Raw genomic sequence first — 21,546 nt, 5'->3', positions numbered from 1 at the left:
TTTTATTGCTTTGATGTTTTTTTCAAATCTATTTCGTTTGCATATATCTGTTGTCGGGCACGCGCCAAGGTGATGAAAATGATCGTACTTCCATCTTCTGCCTGTATGGCTGTCATTCCACAACCGCGTGCATTGGATTGTTCACCGATATCACGCACAATTTGTCGGCAGAGCAAAAACTGTATATTGACCGTCGATGGCGTGAACAGCAAGCGACATTGTGTATCGGTGAGTTTCAATTTATTCATCTTTACGGTGAGACGCACATAGGCATCGCCTTTCTCTCTGCTGTTGATCGAGGGAGTTTGACCCTTATTCTGTTTTTTCAAAATCTCGAAAAGATATTGGATCATATCCAAATCACCAAGCAAAGGATTGGCATATACAGAAGGCATTTTCACAATCTGGCAATGCAAGTTGACCGAAGAGAGTTGTCGCAATGCTTGTGCACTCAAAACGGAATATAAATCTTTATAGTATTCCACCATCTCGCGAATAATTCGGATATCCTGTCCTTGACTATCCACCAACTGACGGATACGCGAGGGATAATACATGGTCTCATGCTTTAATGTGCTTAGACAATTGTCCAATACGTTGTTGCAAATATACAGATTGTCGTTTTCTAATTCTGTGCGATGCAATTCATCTTCGGCCAACTCGATATTCCGGTCTTGCATCTTCTGTGTCTGTATTTCCTGTCTCAAAGCTTCTTCTATCTCTTTGACAATGGAAACCAAGGCAGATTGTTTGATCGCAGCCGATAATTTCTTATTATTCCATGTCTTGTCTATTTTCAACAGTTTGTCTTGCGGCGTATCTTCGTTGAGCAATATTTCATTGATCTTGTGGATTCTGTCGACACAGAAGCGGTAATAAAGTTGATGTCTGTAATAGAGGAAGTAATAAGCAGGAAAGATGATGCATAAAAGCAATACGAGAATTGTAATGGCTACGGCTTTGCTATTCTCTGACCGCTGCATGACCCGCACATAGTTAGCGAGATTGTTATCTGCCGAAGTCTCACGGAATAACTGTGTATATACCTTATTATTATATCTATACACATCCCATCTGTGTAAAGCCAAAGCGGCCACAGCACACTCATTGCGGATGTCGAGTATTACGTCATAGCGTGTATGCAGACTGTCGCGAAACCATTTGAGTTCTGCCGGCAGCGTAGATTTAGAACAAAACGGAACCATCAGACTTTTACCTTTTGGATCTCGTTTCATGTAATGCTTGTTCAGATAGTACAGACAACTATCTGCAAAAACGAAAGTACGGGCATAAGTACCGTTGATATTGCAGAAATAAGCACTGTCGGCATAGCGTGCTGCTTGTTTTAGCTCATAGGATTTGGCTATTGACCGAAGTTCATTTACGGTGGCATTGGCTTTCTTTTTCCCAAATCGAGCATACGAATGAATGGGGATTGAACATAGAATGGTCGTCAGGATCAATATCATTCTGATAATTCCTTTCGGCAGACGGAAATAGAATCGGCTTCCATTTCCAAGTTTGCTGTCAACGGCAATTTTGCAAACAGAGAATATACTGCTGATTTTATGATACTTGTCGATGATTCCTTTGCAGTTTACCAATCCGAAACCATGGGAAGGTTGACCGTCTGTTCCTTTCGCTGTGATGTTGTCGATCGATTCTTTTTCATCCATGAAGCCTTTGTGATTGAAGATATTGGCCTGCTGTTTGTCGCTCATTCCCCGACCATTATCTTTGATACTGATCTCCACATAGTCTTCTTTTTCTTCAGCAGAGATACTGACAATGCCTCCCTCCGGTGTAAATTTGCGTGCATTATCGGCAATGGTATTGATCATAAACAGGGTCAGCACTTTGTCGGCTTTTATCACGGCCGATGTCGGATTGACAACAAGTTCCACACCTTTTAGTTGGAATCCCATTCTCCCTTTCTTCACGATATCAAACAGAGATTGCAGTGCGAAGCTCTCGATATGCAGGTTGAGTTCTCCCTGCCGCATCTGAATCCATTGTGTCAACACATTATTATAATCGTTGATCTTATCTGTTAGTTCTGCGATATACTCATAGCGTTCTGCTTGTCTATCTGCAGATTCTTTTTTCACAGAGAGCTGATGCACCTCGTTGATCATCCGGTCGATAAATGGCGTGATGCTTGTCACGAGCGAAACTTTTGCTCGTTGTTCCAAATTACGTTTCTTATTGTTTTGTATGTGTATTCTCCCTATCCGAATCTCGTCATTGATTGCCTCGCACTGCTCTTCGTTCAACTTTGCAGCTTGTTCATTTTGGTGTTTCCATTCACGCAGCGGTTCGAGCAGAGAATTGATTGGATTCTTTTGTGCATTGCGCTGACGCATTCCGTCGAAGACCACCAACAGAACAAAAACGACAATAATCGTTACGATCACGGCCACAATCATCAGATTGAGTTGGTCGGCAGAACGAGTCAATTGATCTGCACGCGCCTCCAACTGACGATCTTGGCGGGTCTGTTCCTGCAAATCCAAATATAGATTTCGGTTATAATCGCTGTTGGGTTTTTGATTGATGGCCGAATACACCAGGCAAAGTTGTTCACGAAGAGAGGCCACCAAATCGGGAGCTCGATAAATTTTCGGATTTTTGGTTAATGCATCTTTCAGGCAGATCAAGGCCGAATGGTAATCCTTGATGCCCCAATAGCATTCGGCCAATGTGCGATATGCACCCGCTGTTTGATAAACATCGCCGAATTTCGAGAAGATATTGACTGCCCGCTGGGCTAAATTTCCGGCCAGTAGATCATCTGGCATTCGGTTGACATTCAGATAATTGATGCTGAGTTGGTTATCAAGAATCAACCGTTGTCGCGTCTTCGGCGATTGCAGATGCTCGCTGATCGCCTGTAAAGCTTGGGCTTTCCAAAAGGGATAATCGCTTTGATCAGCCACCTGATAACACTTGAACAGATATTCATATTCTACTTGGTCAAGCTGTTCTTGCGTTTTTGCAGGCGACATTCCGCCCGTTCCCATATTATACCAGTAGTTCAACAGTTGTGCCGTATCTCTTTCTATCTCTCCATTCGGATTGATAGCCTTCATTGCTTTGATAGAAAGATCTTTCAGACCGACGTAATAGAAATATGTGGAAACCACAATATGATATTCACTGCGAGCGTAAATCAGTCGGGCTCGCTGATGATCGTTCAATGTGTTTTCCTCCTCTTTGATTCGGCGCATGCGGCGCAGAGCACTTTCACGATAATCATAGAAATCTTTGTTTTTAGATTGTCGCTGGCACAATCGCATGTATTGTATGTCAGCAATAAAGAGTTCCACCTGGTTATCAGTGATGGGTGCGATTTGCTCTAATTGCCGATATGCTTTCGGAAAGTCCATTCGGGCGATGCTAACGAACGCTAAGTTGTTGTACGATTCAGCCTTTCCCGCACCGTAATTAACGGCTAATGACAGCGCCGAAAGCGCTTTCTTCTCCGTCGCTTGTAAACTACGGTAGTGACAGGCGTATGCTTCCTCGTTCAACTTGTCTACTTTTTCCTTGTTGGAAGGAGTGCAAGCCGATAGTGCGACAAGCCATATCGTCATCGTGAAGAATGCTTTCGCAAAAGGTTGAAGGCTGTTCCGAATGGTTATCATGTGCTGCACCAAATAGCTGATATGTTTGCTAATGTAGCTATTATTGCATAAGACATAAACGAGTGAACGAGTATAGGCTCGTCCACTCGTCTACTTATCTATTCGTTTTCTTGTCTATTTCTTATTGTTTGATTCATCTGATCAATTTCTCGATATCCTTGGTGCGAGTATCGTTAGCACCGTAAAGCACATAATAGCATTGATAGAGCGGATAACTCCAATTAGCTTTTTCGCGATTGGGATCGAGTTGTTTAGCTTTCTCCAAATAGGGGAGGCTCTGCTGATACAATGCTTTCTGCGCATTGATATCATTGTTGATGCCACCTGCTTTAGAGTTGATGCAATAGCCTAAGTAAGTGTAGAGAATCGGTTCATCATCTTTAATCTCGATCGCTTTTTTGTAAGATTCAATGGCATTATCCCATTTAGAGGCATTCATTTCATTCTGTCCCTTCAAAGCCCAAGCTGTGTAATTTTTAGGATCTACGGCCAATTTATCGGTGATCAGTGCATTGGCAGCATCAATCATCTTCAAAGAAGCATATAAACCGGCCAATTGACCGAACACTTGATCGTTACTCTTATCCTTGGTGTAAATGTCTTTGAGTTTATCCGCATATTTTACGGAGTCTTCCTTAGTCTTGAGCTGCTGCTGAGCAATGTAAAGTTTCAGATTGAGTGCATCCTTATAGACTGCAGTATCTTGCAAAGCGACGTCTACGTATTGGTCGGCCAGATCCAATTTGTTGTTTTGGAAAGCGAAAACCGAAGCTACACGCGCCACCTCACCGAGGTATTGGTCGGGATTCTTAGCCTTATCAAGATCTTTCATCAGCGACGAATTAGCGCTTTCTACATACATTCCATAGTTACGCAATGCACCGACTTTGTCCTCTTTTTGAGCTGCAGCTTGACCGGCATTGATCAGATGAACGCGGATTCCATTCAAACGTGCCTGATTGGATGCATGGTATTTGGGCTTGACAGCTCCTTTCTCATTCGGCATCTGATCGTATTTGTCACATTCGATACCTGCTTGAAGTGCGTCATAAACAGCATTATACATGCCCAATGTGTCGTAAGGCTCTGTCTTACCTTGATTGAATTGGGCTGCCATTTGATTGGCATTAAGCACGGCTTGTTCCTTACTTACCTTACTCATAGCCAAATCCACGAGCTTGTTATAGGCCTTGGCTTTCTCGGCAGCAGTAGTAAGTTGGGCGAGATTAGATTTCAACAGACTCTCAGCTTCGGCATAAGTCTTAGCTTTGAGAATGGCTTTCAGGGCGTCGCTATCGCCGGCAAACACCACAGATGATGATGTTAAGATCATCAATGCGGCAATCATTAATTTTTTCATAAGCGTATTGTTTTTAAAAGTTATTGATTGTTTTCTTCTTCGTTGAGAGTCTCTTCGGTTTGGGCTGTATTGTCTTTACGTATCGTTTCAGACTTTTGTGCCCATTGTGCACGGCTCTCTTCCTCTACCGTTGCTTCAAGTTCCGAACTCATAACCTTGCAAACACTGGCAATGACATCATTCTTTTTAGATAGATTGATGAGACGAACGCCTTGTGTGGCACGGCCCATTACACGCACATTAGCCACAGACAGACGAATAACGATGCCACTCTTGTTAATGATCATCAGATCATTGTTGTCGGTTACGTTCTTGATCGAAACGAGTCTACCCGTCTTTTCGGTGATACTCAGCGTTTTGACGCCTTTTCCGCCACGGTTAGTCTTGCGGTAATCCTCCACCGATGAGCGTTTGCCATAGCCTTCTTCGCTGACTACCATCACTGTCTCGTTTTCGGCATCATTGACGACAATCATGCCAACAACGGCATCGTCGCCTTCATCTAAGCGCATTCCACGTACACCTGTAGCCGTTCTACCCATCGTCCGAATCGTATGCTCATCGAAACGAACAGCTCGTCCGTTGCGGTTAGCCATAATGATCTCGTTCTGTCCATTGGTTAGACGCACGTCGATCACTTCATCGCCCTCCATAATATTAATGGCAATCACACCATTGGTGCGTGGACGAGAATAGGCTTCGAGGCAAGTTTTCTTGACAATACCGTTCTTAGTGGCGAAGACCACATAGTGACTATTGACGAACTCTTGGTCACTGAGTCCCTGTCCTCTTAATCGCAGGAATGCGTTTACTGTGTCGTCAGGATCTATGTTGAGCAAATTCTGAATGGCACGTCCTTTTGAAGTCTTGTCGCCTTCGGGTATTTCGTAACATTTCAACCAATAACACCGTCCTTTCTTTGTGAAGAATAACATGGTTTGGTGCATCGTTGCAGGATAAATATATTCCGTAAAGTCTTTCTCACGGGTATTAGCCCCCTTACTTCCTACTCCTCCGCGAGCTTGTTCACGGAATTCACTCAGCGGTGTTCGCTTAATATATCCCAAATGACTGACGGTGATCACCACTGGGTCATTGGGATAGAAATCCTCGGCATTGAACTCGTGCTCATCGGGAATGATCTCTGTGCGACGTGCGTCTCCATATTTATCTTTCACTTCGTTGAGCTCGTCCTTCATCACCTTCTTGCAAAGTTCAGGATCATCGAGAATCGATTGCAAATAAGCAATCTGCTTCTCCAACTCCTCGTATTCCGCATGCAACTGATCCATTCGCAGACCAGTGAGTTGTGACAGACGCATATCCACGATGGCTTTCGACTGTAATTCGTCTAACTCGAACCGCTGTTCCAAATTGCGTTGTGCGTCGGCTGGTGTCTTACTTGCCCGAATGATGTGCACCACTTCGTCTATATTGTCACATGCTATGATTAGTCCTTCGAGGATATGCGCACGTTCTTGCGCTTTCTTCAATTCATATTTCGTGCGTCGGATAGTCACATCATGGCGATGTTCTACAAAATATTTCACACACTCTTTCAGTGAAAGAATGCGCGGACGACCTTTTACCAGTGCGATGTTGTTGACAGAGAACGAGCTTTGCAAAGCCGTCATCTTAAACAATTTGTTCAGAATGACATTGGCGTTGGCATCGCGCTTTACATCGATCACAATCCGCATGCCCTGTCGTCCAGATTCGTCGTTGGCATTGGAAATACCTTCCAATTTTCCTTCTTTTACCAAATCGGCAATATATTCGATCAGTTGCGCCTTGTTGACACCGTAAGGGATTTCGGTAATAACGATTTTATCATGGCTTTCATCACTTTCGATCTCGGCTTTAGCACGAATAATGATACGACCACGACCGGTTTCGTAGGCATCTTTTACACCCTGCAAACCGTATATATAGGCACCTGTCGGAAAGTCGGGAGCCTTGATATATTGCATTAGTCCATCGGTATCGATGTCTGGATTATCGATATACGCACAACAACCGTCGATTACTTCGCTCAAATTGTGCGTCGGCATGTTGGTTGCCATACCCACAGCAATTCCGTTTCCGCCATTGACGAGCAGATTCGGAATCTTGGTTGGCATTACGGTTGGCTCCTGCAAAGAATCGTCAAAATTGTTAGTCATGTCGACGGTGTCTTTTTCCAAGTCGTCCATGATGTGTTCGCCCATCTTTGACAAACGGCACTCCGTGTAACGCATGGCAGCAGCAGAGTCGCCGTCTACGCTTCCGAAGTTTCCTTGACCGTCCACCAATGTATAGCGCATGTTCCAATCCTGTGCCAAGCGCACCAGTGCTCCATAAACTGAAGAGTCGCCATGCGGGTGATATTTACCCAACACTTCGCCCACCACGCGGGCACATTTCTTATATGGTTTGTCACTGGTGTTACCGATACCGAGCATTCCGTAGAGAATGCGGCGATGCACCGGCTTGAACCCATCACGCACATCAGGAAGCGCACGAGCAACGATGACCGACATCGAATAGTCGATGTAAGAAGATTTCATCTCCTCTTCGATATTGATCTTCATGATCCGGTCCTGATCAATTGTCTGATTTTCGTCCATTGATTGTCTTATAGTTTTTGAATGAATATTCGCGAGAAAGCCGTTTATTTGCGTTCTAAGCGTTTCGGGCTATTCTTAACGCGGGGCTAAATTACAAAAAATATATGACACGACGAAACTTTTAGAGCGAAAATCGAACGATCGCTCCTTCCTCTTCATAACTGTTTTGGGAAGATTTTCTCATGTGTGTTTGCGTCGGTTTATCAGTGAATCGATTTTCAAGACGATATCTGATGTAAATCTACAAACGTTTTTCACGATTTCAAGTAACGGTTAAATAGAATGCATTTAATATTCAATTGCAGTGCAACTTACCGTTAATTGTATAATGATTAACGGTAAATTGTAATCGGGTTAAAATGTAAATATTTCAACAGAAGAATGGATACCGGTTATCGCAGCGGATAAAAGCGATTGGGACAAACAATTTGATCAACTTGATCAAGCGTCTTTGGGAGCTTTATTTTGGGGTAGAAGTTCCTTTCTTGTTCGTTTATTCTTGATACGACTCTTGATGGAACGCACGCTGCTCGGACTTATCGCAAGAATGGAACCAATCTCGGTTTCGTTTTTGTTCATACGTTTGGTAGCAATCAGAAAGAGATATTGGCGTGGGGAAAGATGGCAGTATATCTCATCGAGTTGGGTGATGAAAGCTGCGTCTATGAACTTGCAATATTCCAAAAAGTCAAGAAAGTCTTGGCTACTCCAATGCACTGTGTTTCGGTTTTGCATGATGCTCTCATAGAGTTGCTTACCGTTGCTGAGCGTTCGAACTTCTTTGTCTTTGAGATTGTTCACTTTTTGTCGCAAAGCCGTCAGTTCTTTATGTGTTATGGATTGTGATTGCTTCATCTCATCAAGTTTGCCGCTGTATTCGTTCAAGAGCAGATGCTTCTGCAAAAGATTACGTCTGGCTTTCGTAACTTTGTATTTGTGATAGAGCAAAAACGTAATGATAATGAGGATAAAAAGGCCAATGAGACTACCGGTGTAGAACTTATAGGAGCGGATTCGCCTCTCGCTTTCCTCCTTGTCATATCGATTTTGAATCTCATAAATATTATTTTGCTGCCATTCTTTCTGCTGTTTCTCTTTGAAAACTAGTAAAGAATCGGCAAAGCGTGCAGCTTCTTGATAATCGCCCATCTTTCTTTTTAGGCGGAACAGATTATAGAGCGCTTTCTCTTGGGTGTATACATCTGGACTCTCAAGCGCTTTGAGCAGAAGTTTATAGGCTTTGTCGTTTTCTCCCCGTTGGATATAGAGATCGGTCAGAATGGCATAGGTATAATTGTCCGGCCGCTCTTTCAATGCTTTGAGAATATAAGTGATGGCTTTCACCGAATCTTTCTTTTGATTGTAAGCATCACCTATATTGGCCAGTAATACCGACTGGTTTTCTCGACTCAAATATTGGTAATACGCTAAGCTCTTTAAGAGATACTTCAAATTGCTATCCGGTTCTTCCAAACCGCTATAAGCATTCGCCGTATAGGTGAGACTGTAAGCAATCCACATCTTATTTTGTGTCTGATAACCTATATTTCGTGCCAGTCGAGCATACACGAGTGCGGTGGCATAGTTCTTATTAATAAGGTTTACGTAACAGATGGTGGAATAAATTTTGTGCAAAAGCGTCGGATCACTTTGTCCTCGAGCGATATTCTCTGCCTTTTTCAATAGTGTGATGGCGTTTAACGTGTTGTTTCGATAAAAGAATTGTATTACACCTTTATAATAATAAGCCCTCGCCAGCTTGTCTTTCAATCCTTTTTGCTCATAATAAAACATTGGGTAATCGATGGAATCGTTAGCTATCGGAAGTTGTTTTCGATAGAGGATTTCCGTTTTCAACAGTGTGTAATAGGCCATATCCTGCTTGTTTTCCGGCTGTATGGGCGGCAAAGTGCGTAAATACATGTGAGCAGCATCTACATTATCGTGCGTCAATAACGAATCGATTTTCTCTAATTTACTTTGTACACGATCCTGACAACCACATAATAGGGTTGCAATTCCTAACAGTAGTAATGGTAATATTCTTTTTCTGAGAGCCATTTTAAATAGTTTTGTTAATAAGCGTTGCTATCTTGTATTTGAGGAACTATATCTTCATGTTCGATGACAAAGGTACGAAAAAATATGAGTTAAAATGGAAATCGATCAAAAAAGATGTTGCAAATCAATATTAGAAATGATTTTATGGATACCTGATAATTGTTTTGTAAATCAGTTTGTTGCACTGCAACAAACGGGATAAGCGCCGGATTTGAGATTTGGAAGTAAATCTTTAAAAATATATATTTGCAAACACTAAATTCAAACTCACTTCCTTATGCGTTGTGAACTTTAAAAACTTAAACTTTTGTAATACCTATGCGAAAAAACTTATCAAAGCTTTTGAATGTGATTATAGGAGTGATCGCATTATTCACATTCAGTGATCGGGCTTGTGCACAGGCTACCGATACTTCGGGTAAGGTGACGATCGATGGAATTGTTATTGATAATTCCACGAATGAACCGATTGTGGGAGCAACCGTGCGAGCGAAAAATGGGGTCAAAGGAACTGTAACCAATAGTAGTGGTCGCTTCACTATTAACGGATGTTCTCCTACGGATGTTTTCCAAGTTACGTACATCGGTTTTAAACAGCGTCAGTTTACTGTTGGAAAAAAACGTCACTTCACGATCTATTTGGAAGAGAATGCTGCACAAATAGATCAAGTTGTGGTAACGGGTTTTCAAAAACTGAAAAAGAACAGTTTTACAGGTACAGCGACTGTTGTAACGGCCGATGAGCTGAAAAAGGTGAATGTTAAGGATGCAGTGAAAGCCTTGCAGGTGTTCGATCCTTCGTTCCGTATTCTCGACAATGCTGGGTTTGGTTCTGATCCTAACCATATCAATGAGATTAATATCCGTGGCGCATCAAATATAACACGTCAAGAGTTTGATGCTAATGGACAAGCGCTTACCCGTCGTACGAACTTACGCGATAATCCTAATATGCCTATCTTTATGCTTGACGGATTTGAAGTGAGTGTGCAAAAAATCTATGATATGGATATTAACCGTATCCAGAGTATCACTATCCTCAAAGATGCTGCAGCAACAGCTCTTTACGGTTCACGTGCTGCAAACGGAGTCGTTGTTGTTACGAGTGTTCCGCCGAAAGTAGGAGAGATACGCATTGACTATAATTCAACTGCCGAGCTTACTTTCCCAGATCTTTCAGATTACAATCTAACCAGTGCCGCCGAAAAGTTGCAGGTAGAGAAAGATGCCGGTCTCTACGAAGGTTATGATATATCGTCTACCATTGACAAAGAAATTGAATTCAATAACAAGTTGAATGAAGTACGCCGTGGTGTTAATACCGATTGGCTTTCACGTCCATTGCGCAATGCATATAACTGGCGTAATGATGTTTCGCTCTCTGGAGGTGTGAACTCTATGCGCTATATGCTCAATGTGAATTATGATAAGAATGCAGGTGTGATGAAAGGTTCTTACCGTGATCGTTATGGAGCAGGAATGATGATAGACTATCGTCTGAAAGAATGGTTGCAGATACAGAATCAAGTAACATTGAACCATTCTACTTATGAGAATTCTCCCTTTGGTAATTTCGGCAGTTATGCCAAGCTAGAACCCTATGATGCTATCTATGGTGAAGACGGTAAATATCTGAGCACATTGCCAATGTCAAAGATAACAAACCCACTGTGGCAGGAGCAGTATCTGCATAGCTACTCAGGGCGAGGTAATACGACTGATATAACCAATAATTTGGGCGTGAACATTTACTTTGCTCAGAATTTCTATGTACGGGGTACATTCAGTGTGAGCCAAATAAAAGAAGAGACAAGGAATTTTAAAGATCCGAAAGACCCTGTGTTTAGGTCGCTTAGTAATAATAAGAAAGGAACACTTGACACCAGTAACAATACGTCGTTGCAGTGGAAAACCAATGTTATGCTCTATTATAACAAGCGATTTGCCAATCACTTTGTTAATCTGTCGGGTGGTCTTGATGTACAGGAACAGATCGGCAAATCAACATCTTACCAATTGGAAGGTTTCAATATCGGTAGTCTTAACAAACCTATTTACGCAGCACAGCAGCCTCAGAAGACAAGAGAAACAGAATCTACCACACGTACATTCGGCTGGTTAGCAGCACTCAACTATACTTTTAATGAGATATATCTGCTGGATGCATCGTTCCGCCTTGATGGTTCGTCAAATTTCTCACCGGATAAACGCTTTGCTCCTTTCGCTTCTATCGGTTTAGGTCTGAATGCGCACAATTATAAGTTCATCAAATCCATTCCCTGGATCAATTCTCTGCGATTGAGAGGAACTTATGGAACCACTGGTAAGGTTAGTTTCTCACGCTTTGATGTCGTCACCAGCTATGAGGTAGATACTTCGTCGTGGTATTATACTGGTCCTGCTGTTAATCTTTCTTCAATAGGTAACCCGAATTTGTCGTGGGAGCTAACGAAGACATTGGATTTCGGTCTTACTGCTGAACTTTTTAAAGGGCGATTCTACATAGAGGCGACGTATTATAGAAAGATGACAGACCGTATGATCGACCAGATACGCATTCGTCCATCATCGGGTTTTACATCTTACCAAGGTAATGTCGGTGCGGTGGTTAATAAAGGTTTTGAACTTAAAACGAATATTACACTTTTCCGTAATCGCGACTGGTCAGCGGTGTTAAATGCTACAATGGGAGCCAACACAAACAAAATAACTAAATTAAATGAGTCGATAGAAGAATATAATAAGAAAATACGCGACAATTACAGTTCGGAACATTCGGGAGGCGGTGGCTCTGTTCCTCCTATTCTTTACTATGTCGGTGCTTCTACCTCTGCCATTTATGCCGTTCGTTCATTGGGTATAGATCCGGCAACCGGAAAAGAATTATTCTTGAAAAAAGATGGAACAATAACCAAAGAATGGAATTCGGCTGATATGGTGGTTTGCGGTGATACAAGACCGGATGCTCAAGGCTCATTCGGTTTCAATGTTGCTTATAAAGGCTTTTTTGTTAACGCCTCATTCCTTTATGCTTTTGGTGGTCAGTACTATAATCATACATTAGTTTCGAAGGTGGAAAATGCCGATATAAAGAACTCGAATGTAGACCGTCGTATCATTACGGAGCGATGGCGTAAGGTGGGCGATGTGTCTCCTTATTATGGGTTGCGTGAAAATGGTTACACCAATGCCACATCTCGCTTTGTACAGAATGATAACTATATTCATTTCAATAGTTTGGCCATAGGCTATGATTTTGGTAAGAAATTTGCATCGAAACTCAAACTCAGTGCGCTGTCCGTAGCGTTTAATGCCTCTGATTTAGCCAAGTGGAGTACGGTTAAGGTTGAGCGTGGCCTCTCTTATCCTTATGCACATACTTACAGTATAAGTCTGCGTGCAAGTTACTAATACTTTATTAATGCTCAAGAATATGAAACAGATAAAATATTCAATATTAATGGCAGGTTTGTTGTCGATAATGTTCGTCAGCTGTAGTGACTGGTTGGATGTTCCGGTGGAAGGACGTTCTACATCCGAGGAACTATTTGAAACAGGCGACGGTTATCGCTCGGCTCTGCATGGACTATACAAGAATATGGTCACCGATGATCTTTATGGAGCAAATCTACAATTCGGACTTGTCGATTTCTTCTCTAATCAGTACAGTCTGAATGTTCCCACTGCGGATTTGAATAGTACGGTCTTGATTGCTGCTGGCAAGCGCGAGTATAGTAATAAAGACTTGCGCCCGCAGCTCGATCAACTCTGGCTGAAAGCATTCAATATTATTGCTTCTGCTAACAACCTCATTCAGAATATTGAGGGAGAGGGCAACGATAAGTTCAGTCAAGGAGAAATAGAGAAGAATACTATTCTCGGTGAGGCCAAGGCTGTAAGAGCTTTCCTGCATTTCGATATGTTACGTCTTTTTGCTCCTGCTCCTGTTAATGATGATGGCAGAGTGTATATTCCGTATATAACTGACTTTCCAAATACACAGGCACAGCATATTACGGTTAAGGAAACACTGGATAAGATTATTGCCGACTTAGAAGAAGCACGGGCTTTGGTAAAGACCTTTGATGAAACACCATTAGGACTGAGCGCAAGTGTATCGGGAAATGCTCGATTCTATAATGAATTGAGTTATGGAATGGAAGGGGCAGCCGATAAAAGTAAGGTTGACGAGTTTTTCCTTGGCCGAGGCTATCGCTTCTCTTATTGGGCTGTTACTGCATTGCTTGCAAGAGTTTATCAATATAATGGCACTTACGACCCAACCTCTTTGGACAAGGCTAAGGCTTATGCCGAAGAGATACTTAATGCAACCTTTTCAGGAGCACAGTCTACTACATACAGCCCATTTAAAGATGAGAACTTCGCTTTTTCTTGGGATGAGCAGCCAGAGCAAATGCGTGATATAAGAATGGTTGGTAATTTAATAATGGGTTTATATCGAGACAATGAGATGGAGAATAAACTGTCTACCTTGGAAGCCCAGTTCCCACGTGTGAAGCAGAGTCCGGCACAGTATAATCTGTGTGTCATCAATAAAAATGGACAGGATATTTTCAAGACGACCGGTGGAGTAGACGAGTCTGGAACGGATATTCGAGCTAAGCGCCTCATCTACGAACCGTCAGGTTCTTATGGAAATCCTCTTTCTACCAAGTGGTATATTAAAGAAAAAGACACAAAAGAACGTGATCGTACCATTAATATCTTTCCTCTGCTACGTACTTCGGAGATGAGATATATTATTGCCGAATGCGAGGCGCGAAAGAACAACTTTGCCGGTGCATACGAAATTTTGAATACGATGCGTGAGAAAAGAGGATTGCGCGAGTATAATTTGCCGGTGCAAAACTCATTTGACGACTTTGTAAAAGACTTGGTACGTGAAGGACAGCGCGAATGGATTAGCGAAGGACAGCTATTTTATCTTTATAAGCGATTAAATGCAGGCGTTAAACGGGATAATGGAAATGTTGTTCCCTTTACCAACGCCGAAAGTGTACTTCCGATACCTATTGACGAAACAAGATAATCTTAAAACAGTATTCGATTATGAAACAGTATTTGTATTTTCTATCGTTGACAGCACTATTACTATTTTCCTCCTGCCAGGAAGAAAGTCTGACTACTTTTGGAGACGAACATTATATCTACTTTGAGAAATTCTATAAAGACGCGGCGTCACCGGGAAAAGAAAAGGCAGATTCTACACTTGCATCTTTCTTTTTCTATGCCGACGATGTGAATGAGTTAGAGGCTCAGGTTGTTGTCAATATGGCAGGAAGAGATTTGACAAAGGATGAAATGTTCCAATTAAAGGTTGTGCCTGAGATGACGACAGCGACCTCTGATGAATATAAGTTGGCAGATCATTATACTTTTAGAGCGCGTCCTGCTGCTGAGGGTGCAACTAATAGAAGCGATACCATCGCTATCAAGATGTATAGATCGGCACGACTTAAAGATATGCCGCATGGAGTAAGACTTACTGTAGAACTTGTGCCTATGGGTGATCTACGATTGGGACAGACAGAGCGTATACGAGCTATCGTGACTCTCATACGTGATGCCGTGAAACCAGAATGGTGGGATACGGAGGTAACCAATAATTTGTTTGGCACATATTCAAGTCGTAAATATAAGTTATTCCTACTATATATCGATCCGGGAGCAACACTGAATGAGGAGATGCTGAAAACAGCTCCTTATAAAGCAATACAGCTTGTAATGAAATTCAAGAAGTGGCTAACAGATCATCCCGATCAAGCAAAGGAAGAGGATGGAAGTATTATGACGGTAAATGTATAACCTATATCTATTAATATCAAGCATTATGAGAAAGATAAAATATGCCATTGTATGGATGCTTATGCCGATATTGCTGGGTTCGTGTTTCAGTGATGATGGCAATTATAAATATGAATCGTTGAAACCGCCTACGTGGTTGATTGATGTATCTTCTAAGCCAATCCAAATTGTTGGACGTGGTGGATCTAATACAAAAATAGACGCTTCGAAAGTGTTCAATTGGGGTAATTTGGATTCGTTACAACGCAGCCAGGAAGTACGCTACGAATGGCGGTATAATGGAAAAGTTTTTTCTGATAAGTTGACAGAGATTATTCCGACCGAAGAGTTCATGAAACGGCTTGGATTAGAAGATTATCCTACGGAAACTTACTTGAACGGAGATTTTGCAATCATTGAAAAATCTACCGGTGTCTCGTTTAAAGCAAAGACGACAATCTTTCTTTATCCACCAATTGCAGATGGAGATTTTATTGTCTATTCTGTAAAATCGCCAGAAACACCTAATATTGGTACTCTGTCTGTAATGAGTTTACGATATACACGAGATGCGAGTGGGAAGTTTACGGTTCAAGACTTCAAACTTAAACCAAACATGGCAGGAGACATCCCAGGAACACCGAAGCAATTGGATGTTGCTTTTGCAAAAAATGTAAGTAAAACGGGTTCAATTACGGTTACCACACAAGAAGGAGATGCGTCGGTATTTGATGCTTCTACCCTGAAAAAGGTATGGGATTTAAGTTCAAGATTTGCTGATGGAACACCTACTAATTTTAAGGTCAGTGCACGGCGAGACCAGGAAGTCGGTGGATCTGAATCACCGGCATTTACCTGGGTAGCAACACAAGATGGAAGAGTGTTTACCCGCCAGATGTCAAAGAATTATTTGGGTGGTAAATTCCTTACCGAACCTTACTATCTTGATGAGAAAGGCTATAAGATCACTTCATTTGGACATACTTGCTGGGGAATTACCAATATTCCTTGCTATGATGAGAAAAACCGAAGAGTGGTTATTGCCACCTCCTTAGAAGGAACTTACGGTAGCTATCGTAGCTGGATGACCACATTGAGTTATCCTAATTGGCAAGGTGCTCCAATTATGGAGATGCCGGAAGATGCGGAAGTATTGTTCTTAACTAATATCAATGGAGGTCAGTATTATGATTACAACAACAGCTGGTTCCAGATTTATTATAACACAGGAGGTAAATCGATGGTAGGAACATTTACGATAGACAATCGTGGACGACGTTTGAATATTCCGATGGCGTACACTTACTATTTTCCTTATGAAGTTGAGGGACATCATCTTAACAAGGATACGAAATTTCTTGTGGCCGCAGGAGAACGTATCACGAATAGATTAAAAGCCTATTATGATTTATTCTCTGAGGGTAAAGAGGTTTATGCAATTGTCCGAGGTTCTACTTGGGCGTCTTCAACTGTGCGGATAGAAAAATTGCCACTTGAAGGTATTACTTCTAAGATTACTTTTATAACTTATGATAGGGAGACTGCTTATGTGGATATAATGGATTATCCTCATCTGATTGTTGGATGTGAGAACGGTGATATTTTGATTTACAACGTAATGGATTTACCTGCACCTCGTTTTCTCAAGAAATATAATGTTGGTGGAAAAGTTGTTTCCATTAAGCAGCTGGGAGTTATAAGTGCATACTATGATATGTATTAACTAACAATGGGTTGCAAGGGGCAGCACATTGTGTGCCCCTTGCCATCTTTGATTATTCACAGATAAATATAAAAATATGATTTCAAGAAAATGCATCAGCAGCATTATGCTGTTGTTTATGTCCGTATTTGCTCTTAATGCGGCAGAAAAGAACGAAAAAGTGACAGTGAAACTTACCGTCAATGCAGCTAAATCAGCTGCACCGACATTTTCACTTAAAAAGTCTCCTGAGTGTCAAGCTTATTGTCTCGCCCTCTTTACTTCGGACATTGCTTCGATGATTGGAGATGATAATATTGCAGACTATTTTAGTAATCAGAAAAAGCAGAAATATACAGACGATATCAAGGATAAAAAACTTGTGGATTTCGGACTTGTTGTTGTGCCCGAAAAAGAATATACTTTGATCAGTTTAGGTTATGATAAAGATGGGAAAGTCGGGAAAGTTGAGCGTGTCTCTTTCATTGCTCCAAGGCGGCAAGGTTTTGTTTCTCCTGAGGTTGTGGGGCAAGTCATTGCGCTTGGTCCGGACAGTGTAACCATCAAGTTTACCCCTAATGCAGAAGTGGCAGGATTTGCTATTTGTGAATTTGAAGCTGGAACAATTGAAAAGACTCTCGAACAGCATGGTCATATGATGGGCTTCTCGAATGCGTATGATATGATCAAGCAGTTCAGCGGAAAAGATTATACGACAGAAAAGGTTTACACATGGCGCGGAATGATTCCTAATACAGCCTATGAACTATGCGTATTGCCATGGGACAAGAATGGTATCTTCCAAGAGATAACCAAAATACCTGTGACGACTAAGAAACTCGGTGGTAAAGGCGAGGCTTCCGTTTCCATTAAAATCGGCGAATTCGGTGGCAGTGAGTCTACCGGTTATTTCCAAATGGTAGTTTACACGCCTAATGATCAGGCTTCGCTTCACCGTGATCTCATCATTACCGAGGAGGCGTTTAACAAGCCGGACATGGGAGAAGAAGGTGTAATCAAAATGTTACAGAAAGAAGTTCCAAATGATCCTTATTGGAACCAATATCGTGTTGATAAAGCGCAATGGAATGCAATGCCGAATACAACCTACATTGCCTGTTCAATAGCGAAGAATATAGATGGCCAATGGGGGCGTTTACAGACAGTGAAGTTTACCACACCTGCTAAAAAATAAGATTGACAGATGATGAAAAGTCTAAGAAAAACTCTATTGGGAATGTTTGTGCTGACCTCTTTTCAAGTGGTCGCACAAACACAGATTCCCCCGATACCGGTCGACACAGCTGTGCGCATCGGTACATTGCCTAATGGATTGAAGTATTATATTCGTTATAATAACTGGCCCGAACATCGTGCCGACTTCTATATTGCTCAAAAAGTGGGATCCATTCAAGAGGAAGAAAGTCAACGTGGATTGGCACACTTTCTCGAGCACATGTGTTTCAATGGTACTGATCACTTTAAGGGAAATGAGCTGATTCGTTATTGTGAGACGCTTGGTGTAAAGTTCGGAGGCGACCTGAATGCTTACACATCCATCGATCAGACCGTTTATAATATCTCCAATGTACCTACCACTCGTCAAAGTGCGTTGGACTCTTGTCTATTGATCTTGCATGATTGGGCCAGTGCACTCACACTCGACCCTGTTGAGATCGATAAAGAGCGCGGTGTCATTCACGAAGAATGGCGCGAACGAACCAGTGCGAATTCACGTATGTTGGAACGCAATCTCCCGACATTGTATTCTGGTTCCAAGTATGGTGTGCGCTTCCCGATCGGATTGATGAGCGTGGTGGATAACTTCAAGCCCAAAGAACTGCGCGACTATTATGAGAAGTGGTACCATCCGTCCAATCAGGGTATCATTGTCGTAGGCGACATAGATGTCAATCACACGGAGGCGATGATCAAGAAACTCTTCGGGTCTATCAAGAATCCCGATAAGATGGCACCCATACAGGACGAACCGGTACCAGACAACGAACAGCCCATCATTGTCATCGATAAAGACAAGGAGCAGTCTAACAGTGTCGTAGAGGTGATGTTCAAACATGAAGCGTGGCCCGACTCTCTTAAAGGCAAGATGGATTACATCGTTGCCAATTATGTCAAAAACTTAGCACTCGGGATGCTCAATGATCGATACGCCGAAGTGGCACAAAAGCCCGAATGTCCTTTTATCGGTGCCAGTGCCGGAGACGGATCTTTTATCTTTGCCAAAACCAAGAATGCGTTCACGATCAGTGCCGCACCGAAAGATATTGAAAAGACCGCCATTGCCATTCAAGCTGCATTGGTCGAAGCCTATCGTGCCTCAGAATTCGGGTTTACACAAGCCGAATACGATCGTGCCAAGGCTAATATTCTTAGCGGACTTGATAAGGCATACAACAGTCGTGACAAGCGAAGCAGTGCTTCATTTGCCGACGACTACAAAGGCAACTTCCTATCCAATGAGCCAATTCCTGCTTTCGAGGACTATTATCAGATCATGAAAGAACTAGTCCCGATGATACCACTGAGTGATATCAATGCAATCCTCCCGCAACTGTTGCCGAAAACGGATCGTAATATGGTCATTGTCAACTTCAATAACGAGAAAGAAGGCAATGTCTACCCCACTCGTGAAGCATTGCTCGAAGCTGTACATTCTGCCCGAAGCGCCAAGCTCACTCCTTATGTGGACACTGTCAAGAGTCAACCGTTGATGACCAAGTTACCCAAACCTGGCCGAATCGTCAAAGAAAAGAAGAATGATAAGTTCGATTATACCGAACTAACCCTGTCTAATGGTGTAACGGTGGTATTAAAGAAGACCGACTTCAAGAAAGATCAAGTCTATCTCTCTGCCGCAGGTTATGGCGGAAAGTCGCTTTACGGTCCCAAAGATTATGTCAACCTCGCTGTGTTTGATGATATTATCGGCATCAGCGGCTTGGGCGGATTCCCCAGTATGGAACTCCCCAAAATTCTGGCCGGAAAGATAGCCAATGCTCATCTCTCCATCGGAGATCTCTATACCGGTGTCGGTGGTTCTTCATCCAAACGCGATGTCGAAACGATGCTCCAATTGGTACACCTCTATTTCACCGATATTACGCGTGACGATAAAGCCTTCAACAAGTTGATAGACTCGTGGAAAATCGTTCTTAAAAATCGCAATCTCTCCCACGATGTCATTTTTGGAGACTCGCTGGCTGCCACGATTTATGGCCATAATCCACGACTCGAACCCGTTTTGATGGATGATCTGCCCAAGATCGATTATGCTCGTATCTTGCAGATAGCCCGTGAACGCACCGCCAATGCACGAGCATGGACATTCAGTTTTATCGGTGATTTTGACGAACCGCAACTTCGCAAGCTCATCTGTCGCTATATTGCTTCGCTTCCGGCCAAAGGAAAGATTGAGAAAGGACATCTCATCAAGTCGTTCCAAAAGGGAGTCATTGACAACACATTCTATCGCAAGATGGAGACGCCAAAAGCAATAGCCTATATCCTATGGCACAACACCGATCTGCCTTATACGATCGAAAATGCGGTGCGGGCAAATATGATCGGTCAGATACTCAGCATGGTTTACCTCAAAACGATCCGCGAAGATGCCGGAGCTGCCTATTCGTGCGGTGCAGAGGGTAATGCGACCATCGAAGACGGTTATCATGACTATACCATTCTTGTGACCTGTCCGATGAAGCCTGAGAAAAAGGACACAGCCCTGCAAATCATTCAGCGTGAAGCCGAGGAAATGACGCGCACTTGCGATGCATCGATGTTGGCCAAGGTCAAAGAATATATGCTTAAAAATGTGGACAATGCCGTCAAGACCAACGCTTACTGGAGCGGAGTCATCAGTATGTATCGCAAATATGGCATTGATCTGCATGCCCGCTACAAGGATATCATCAAATCGCAAACACCACAAGACCTCTGCAATTTGATGAAGCAAATTCTGCAAAGCGGCAATCGTATATCAGTCGTTATGCTACCACAGAACTGATCTGTGTAAAACATCCCCACACAAAAGGGTGAAAAGAAGTTCCAACCTCTTTTCACCCTTTTCCATTTAATTCGCGCCGCCCACCTACTGTACCTACCAAACCAATCCTCATCCTTTCATCCTTTCACCCTTAATTCACCCTTTCACCTTTAATTCACCTTTTCACTTCTTGTAGTCCGCCGTCTTTGTCCTTCCTGACCCACAACTTCTTCTGCGAGTTGGTGGTGTAAACCAATTCATAAGTCTTGTCTTTGCCCGAACCTTGCGTCTTGCCGGTGAACTGTAAGACCAAGGGGGCGATGCCGTTGGCTTCCTCAAACTTGCGGATCAGCGGCTCGAGT

General features: G+C 42.6%; 11 protein-coding genes. 6 read left to right on the top strand and 5 right to left on the bottom strand.

From position 1 onward, the window contains the following. Positions 1-2 precede the first annotated feature (2 nt). The 4 genes from JCM12259_RS05510 to JCM12259_RS05495 all read right to left on the bottom strand — a co-directional run bounded on the left by JCM12259_RS05510 (position 3) and on the right by JCM12259_RS05495 (position 9,485). A complete protein-coding gene (locus tag JCM12259_RS05510) occupies positions 3-3,593 on the bottom strand; it encodes a sensor histidine kinase (RefSeq protein WP_148299582.1) in 3,591 nt (1,196 codons plus the stop codon). A gap of 184 nt (positions 3,594-3,777) precedes the next feature. After that, a complete protein-coding gene (locus tag JCM12259_RS05505; protein WP_036888604.1) occupies positions 3,778-5,004 on the bottom strand; it encodes a tetratricopeptide repeat protein in 1,227 nt (408 codons plus the stop codon). Between the two features lie 20 nt (positions 5,005-5,024). Continuing rightward, positions 5,025-7,610 carry a DNA gyrase subunit A gene (gyrA, locus tag JCM12259_RS05500; RefSeq protein WP_025065699.1) on the bottom strand — a complete coding sequence of 862 codons (2,586 nt, stop codon included), beginning with the start codon at positions 7,608-7,610 and terminating at the stop codon, positions 5,025-5,027. A gap of 441 nt (positions 7,611-8,051) precedes the next feature. Further along, the gene (locus tag JCM12259_RS05495) at positions 8,052-9,485 is read right to left on the bottom strand and encodes a hypothetical protein (RefSeq protein WP_234396566.1); all 1,434 of its coding nucleotides are present in this window, start codon (positions 9,483-9,485) and stop codon (positions 8,052-8,054) included. A 546-nt stretch (positions 9,486-10,031) separates the two neighbouring features. On the opposite strand from JCM12259_RS05495, the gene JCM12259_RS05485 reads away from it, so the two are divergent. The 6 genes from JCM12259_RS05485 to JCM12259_RS05460 all read left to right on the top strand — a co-directional run bounded on the left by JCM12259_RS05485 (position 10,032) and on the right by JCM12259_RS05460 (position 21,205). After that, positions 10,032-13,082 carry a SusC/RagA family TonB-linked outer membrane protein gene (locus JCM12259_RS05485; RefSeq protein WP_234396565.1) on the top strand — a complete coding sequence of 1,017 codons (3,051 nt, stop codon included), beginning with the start codon at positions 10,032-10,034 and terminating at the stop codon, positions 13,080-13,082. Between the two features lie 22 nt (positions 13,083-13,104). After that, entirely contained in the window at positions 13,105-14,721 is a 1,617-nt protein-coding gene (locus JCM12259_RS05480; protein WP_025065696.1) for a RagB/SusD family nutrient uptake outer membrane protein, read from the top strand. Between the two features lie 20 nt (positions 14,722-14,741). Then, entirely contained in the window at positions 14,742-15,497 is a 756-nt protein-coding gene (locus JCM12259_RS05475) for a DUF4843 domain-containing protein (protein WP_025065695.1), read from the top strand. A gap of 25 nt (positions 15,498-15,522) precedes the next feature. Then, positions 15,523-17,199, top strand: a complete 1,677-nt coding sequence (locus tag JCM12259_RS05470; protein ID WP_025065694.1) for a hypothetical protein — start codon at positions 15,523-15,525, stop codon at positions 17,197-17,199. Between the two features lie 76 nt (positions 17,200-17,275). Then, positions 17,276-18,373 carry a hypothetical protein gene (locus JCM12259_RS05465; protein WP_036888601.1) on the top strand — a complete coding sequence of 366 codons (1,098 nt, stop codon included), beginning with the start codon at positions 17,276-17,278 and terminating at the stop codon, positions 18,371-18,373. A gap of 42 nt (positions 18,374-18,415) precedes the next feature. Beyond that, positions 18,416-21,205, top strand: a complete 2,790-nt coding sequence (locus JCM12259_RS05460; protein ID WP_172793017.1) for a M16 family metallopeptidase — start codon at positions 18,416-18,418, stop codon at positions 21,203-21,205. A gap of 154 nt (positions 21,206-21,359) precedes the next feature. On the opposite strand, the gene JCM12259_RS16710 is transcribed toward JCM12259_RS05460, so the two are convergent. Beyond that, on the bottom strand, positions 21,360-21,546 hold a 187-nt coding region (locus tag JCM12259_RS16710), incomplete at its 5' end, for a hypothetical protein (RefSeq protein ID WP_036888599.1).

The organism is Hoylesella enoeca JCM 12259 (assembly GCF_000613405.1).
GTDB classification, from domain to species: domain Bacteria; phylum Bacteroidota; class Bacteroidia; order Bacteroidales; family Bacteroidaceae; genus Prevotella; species Prevotella enoeca.
The sequence above is the reverse complement of the archived record's forward strand: the minus strand, read 5'-3'. Positions and strand labels throughout refer to the sequence as shown.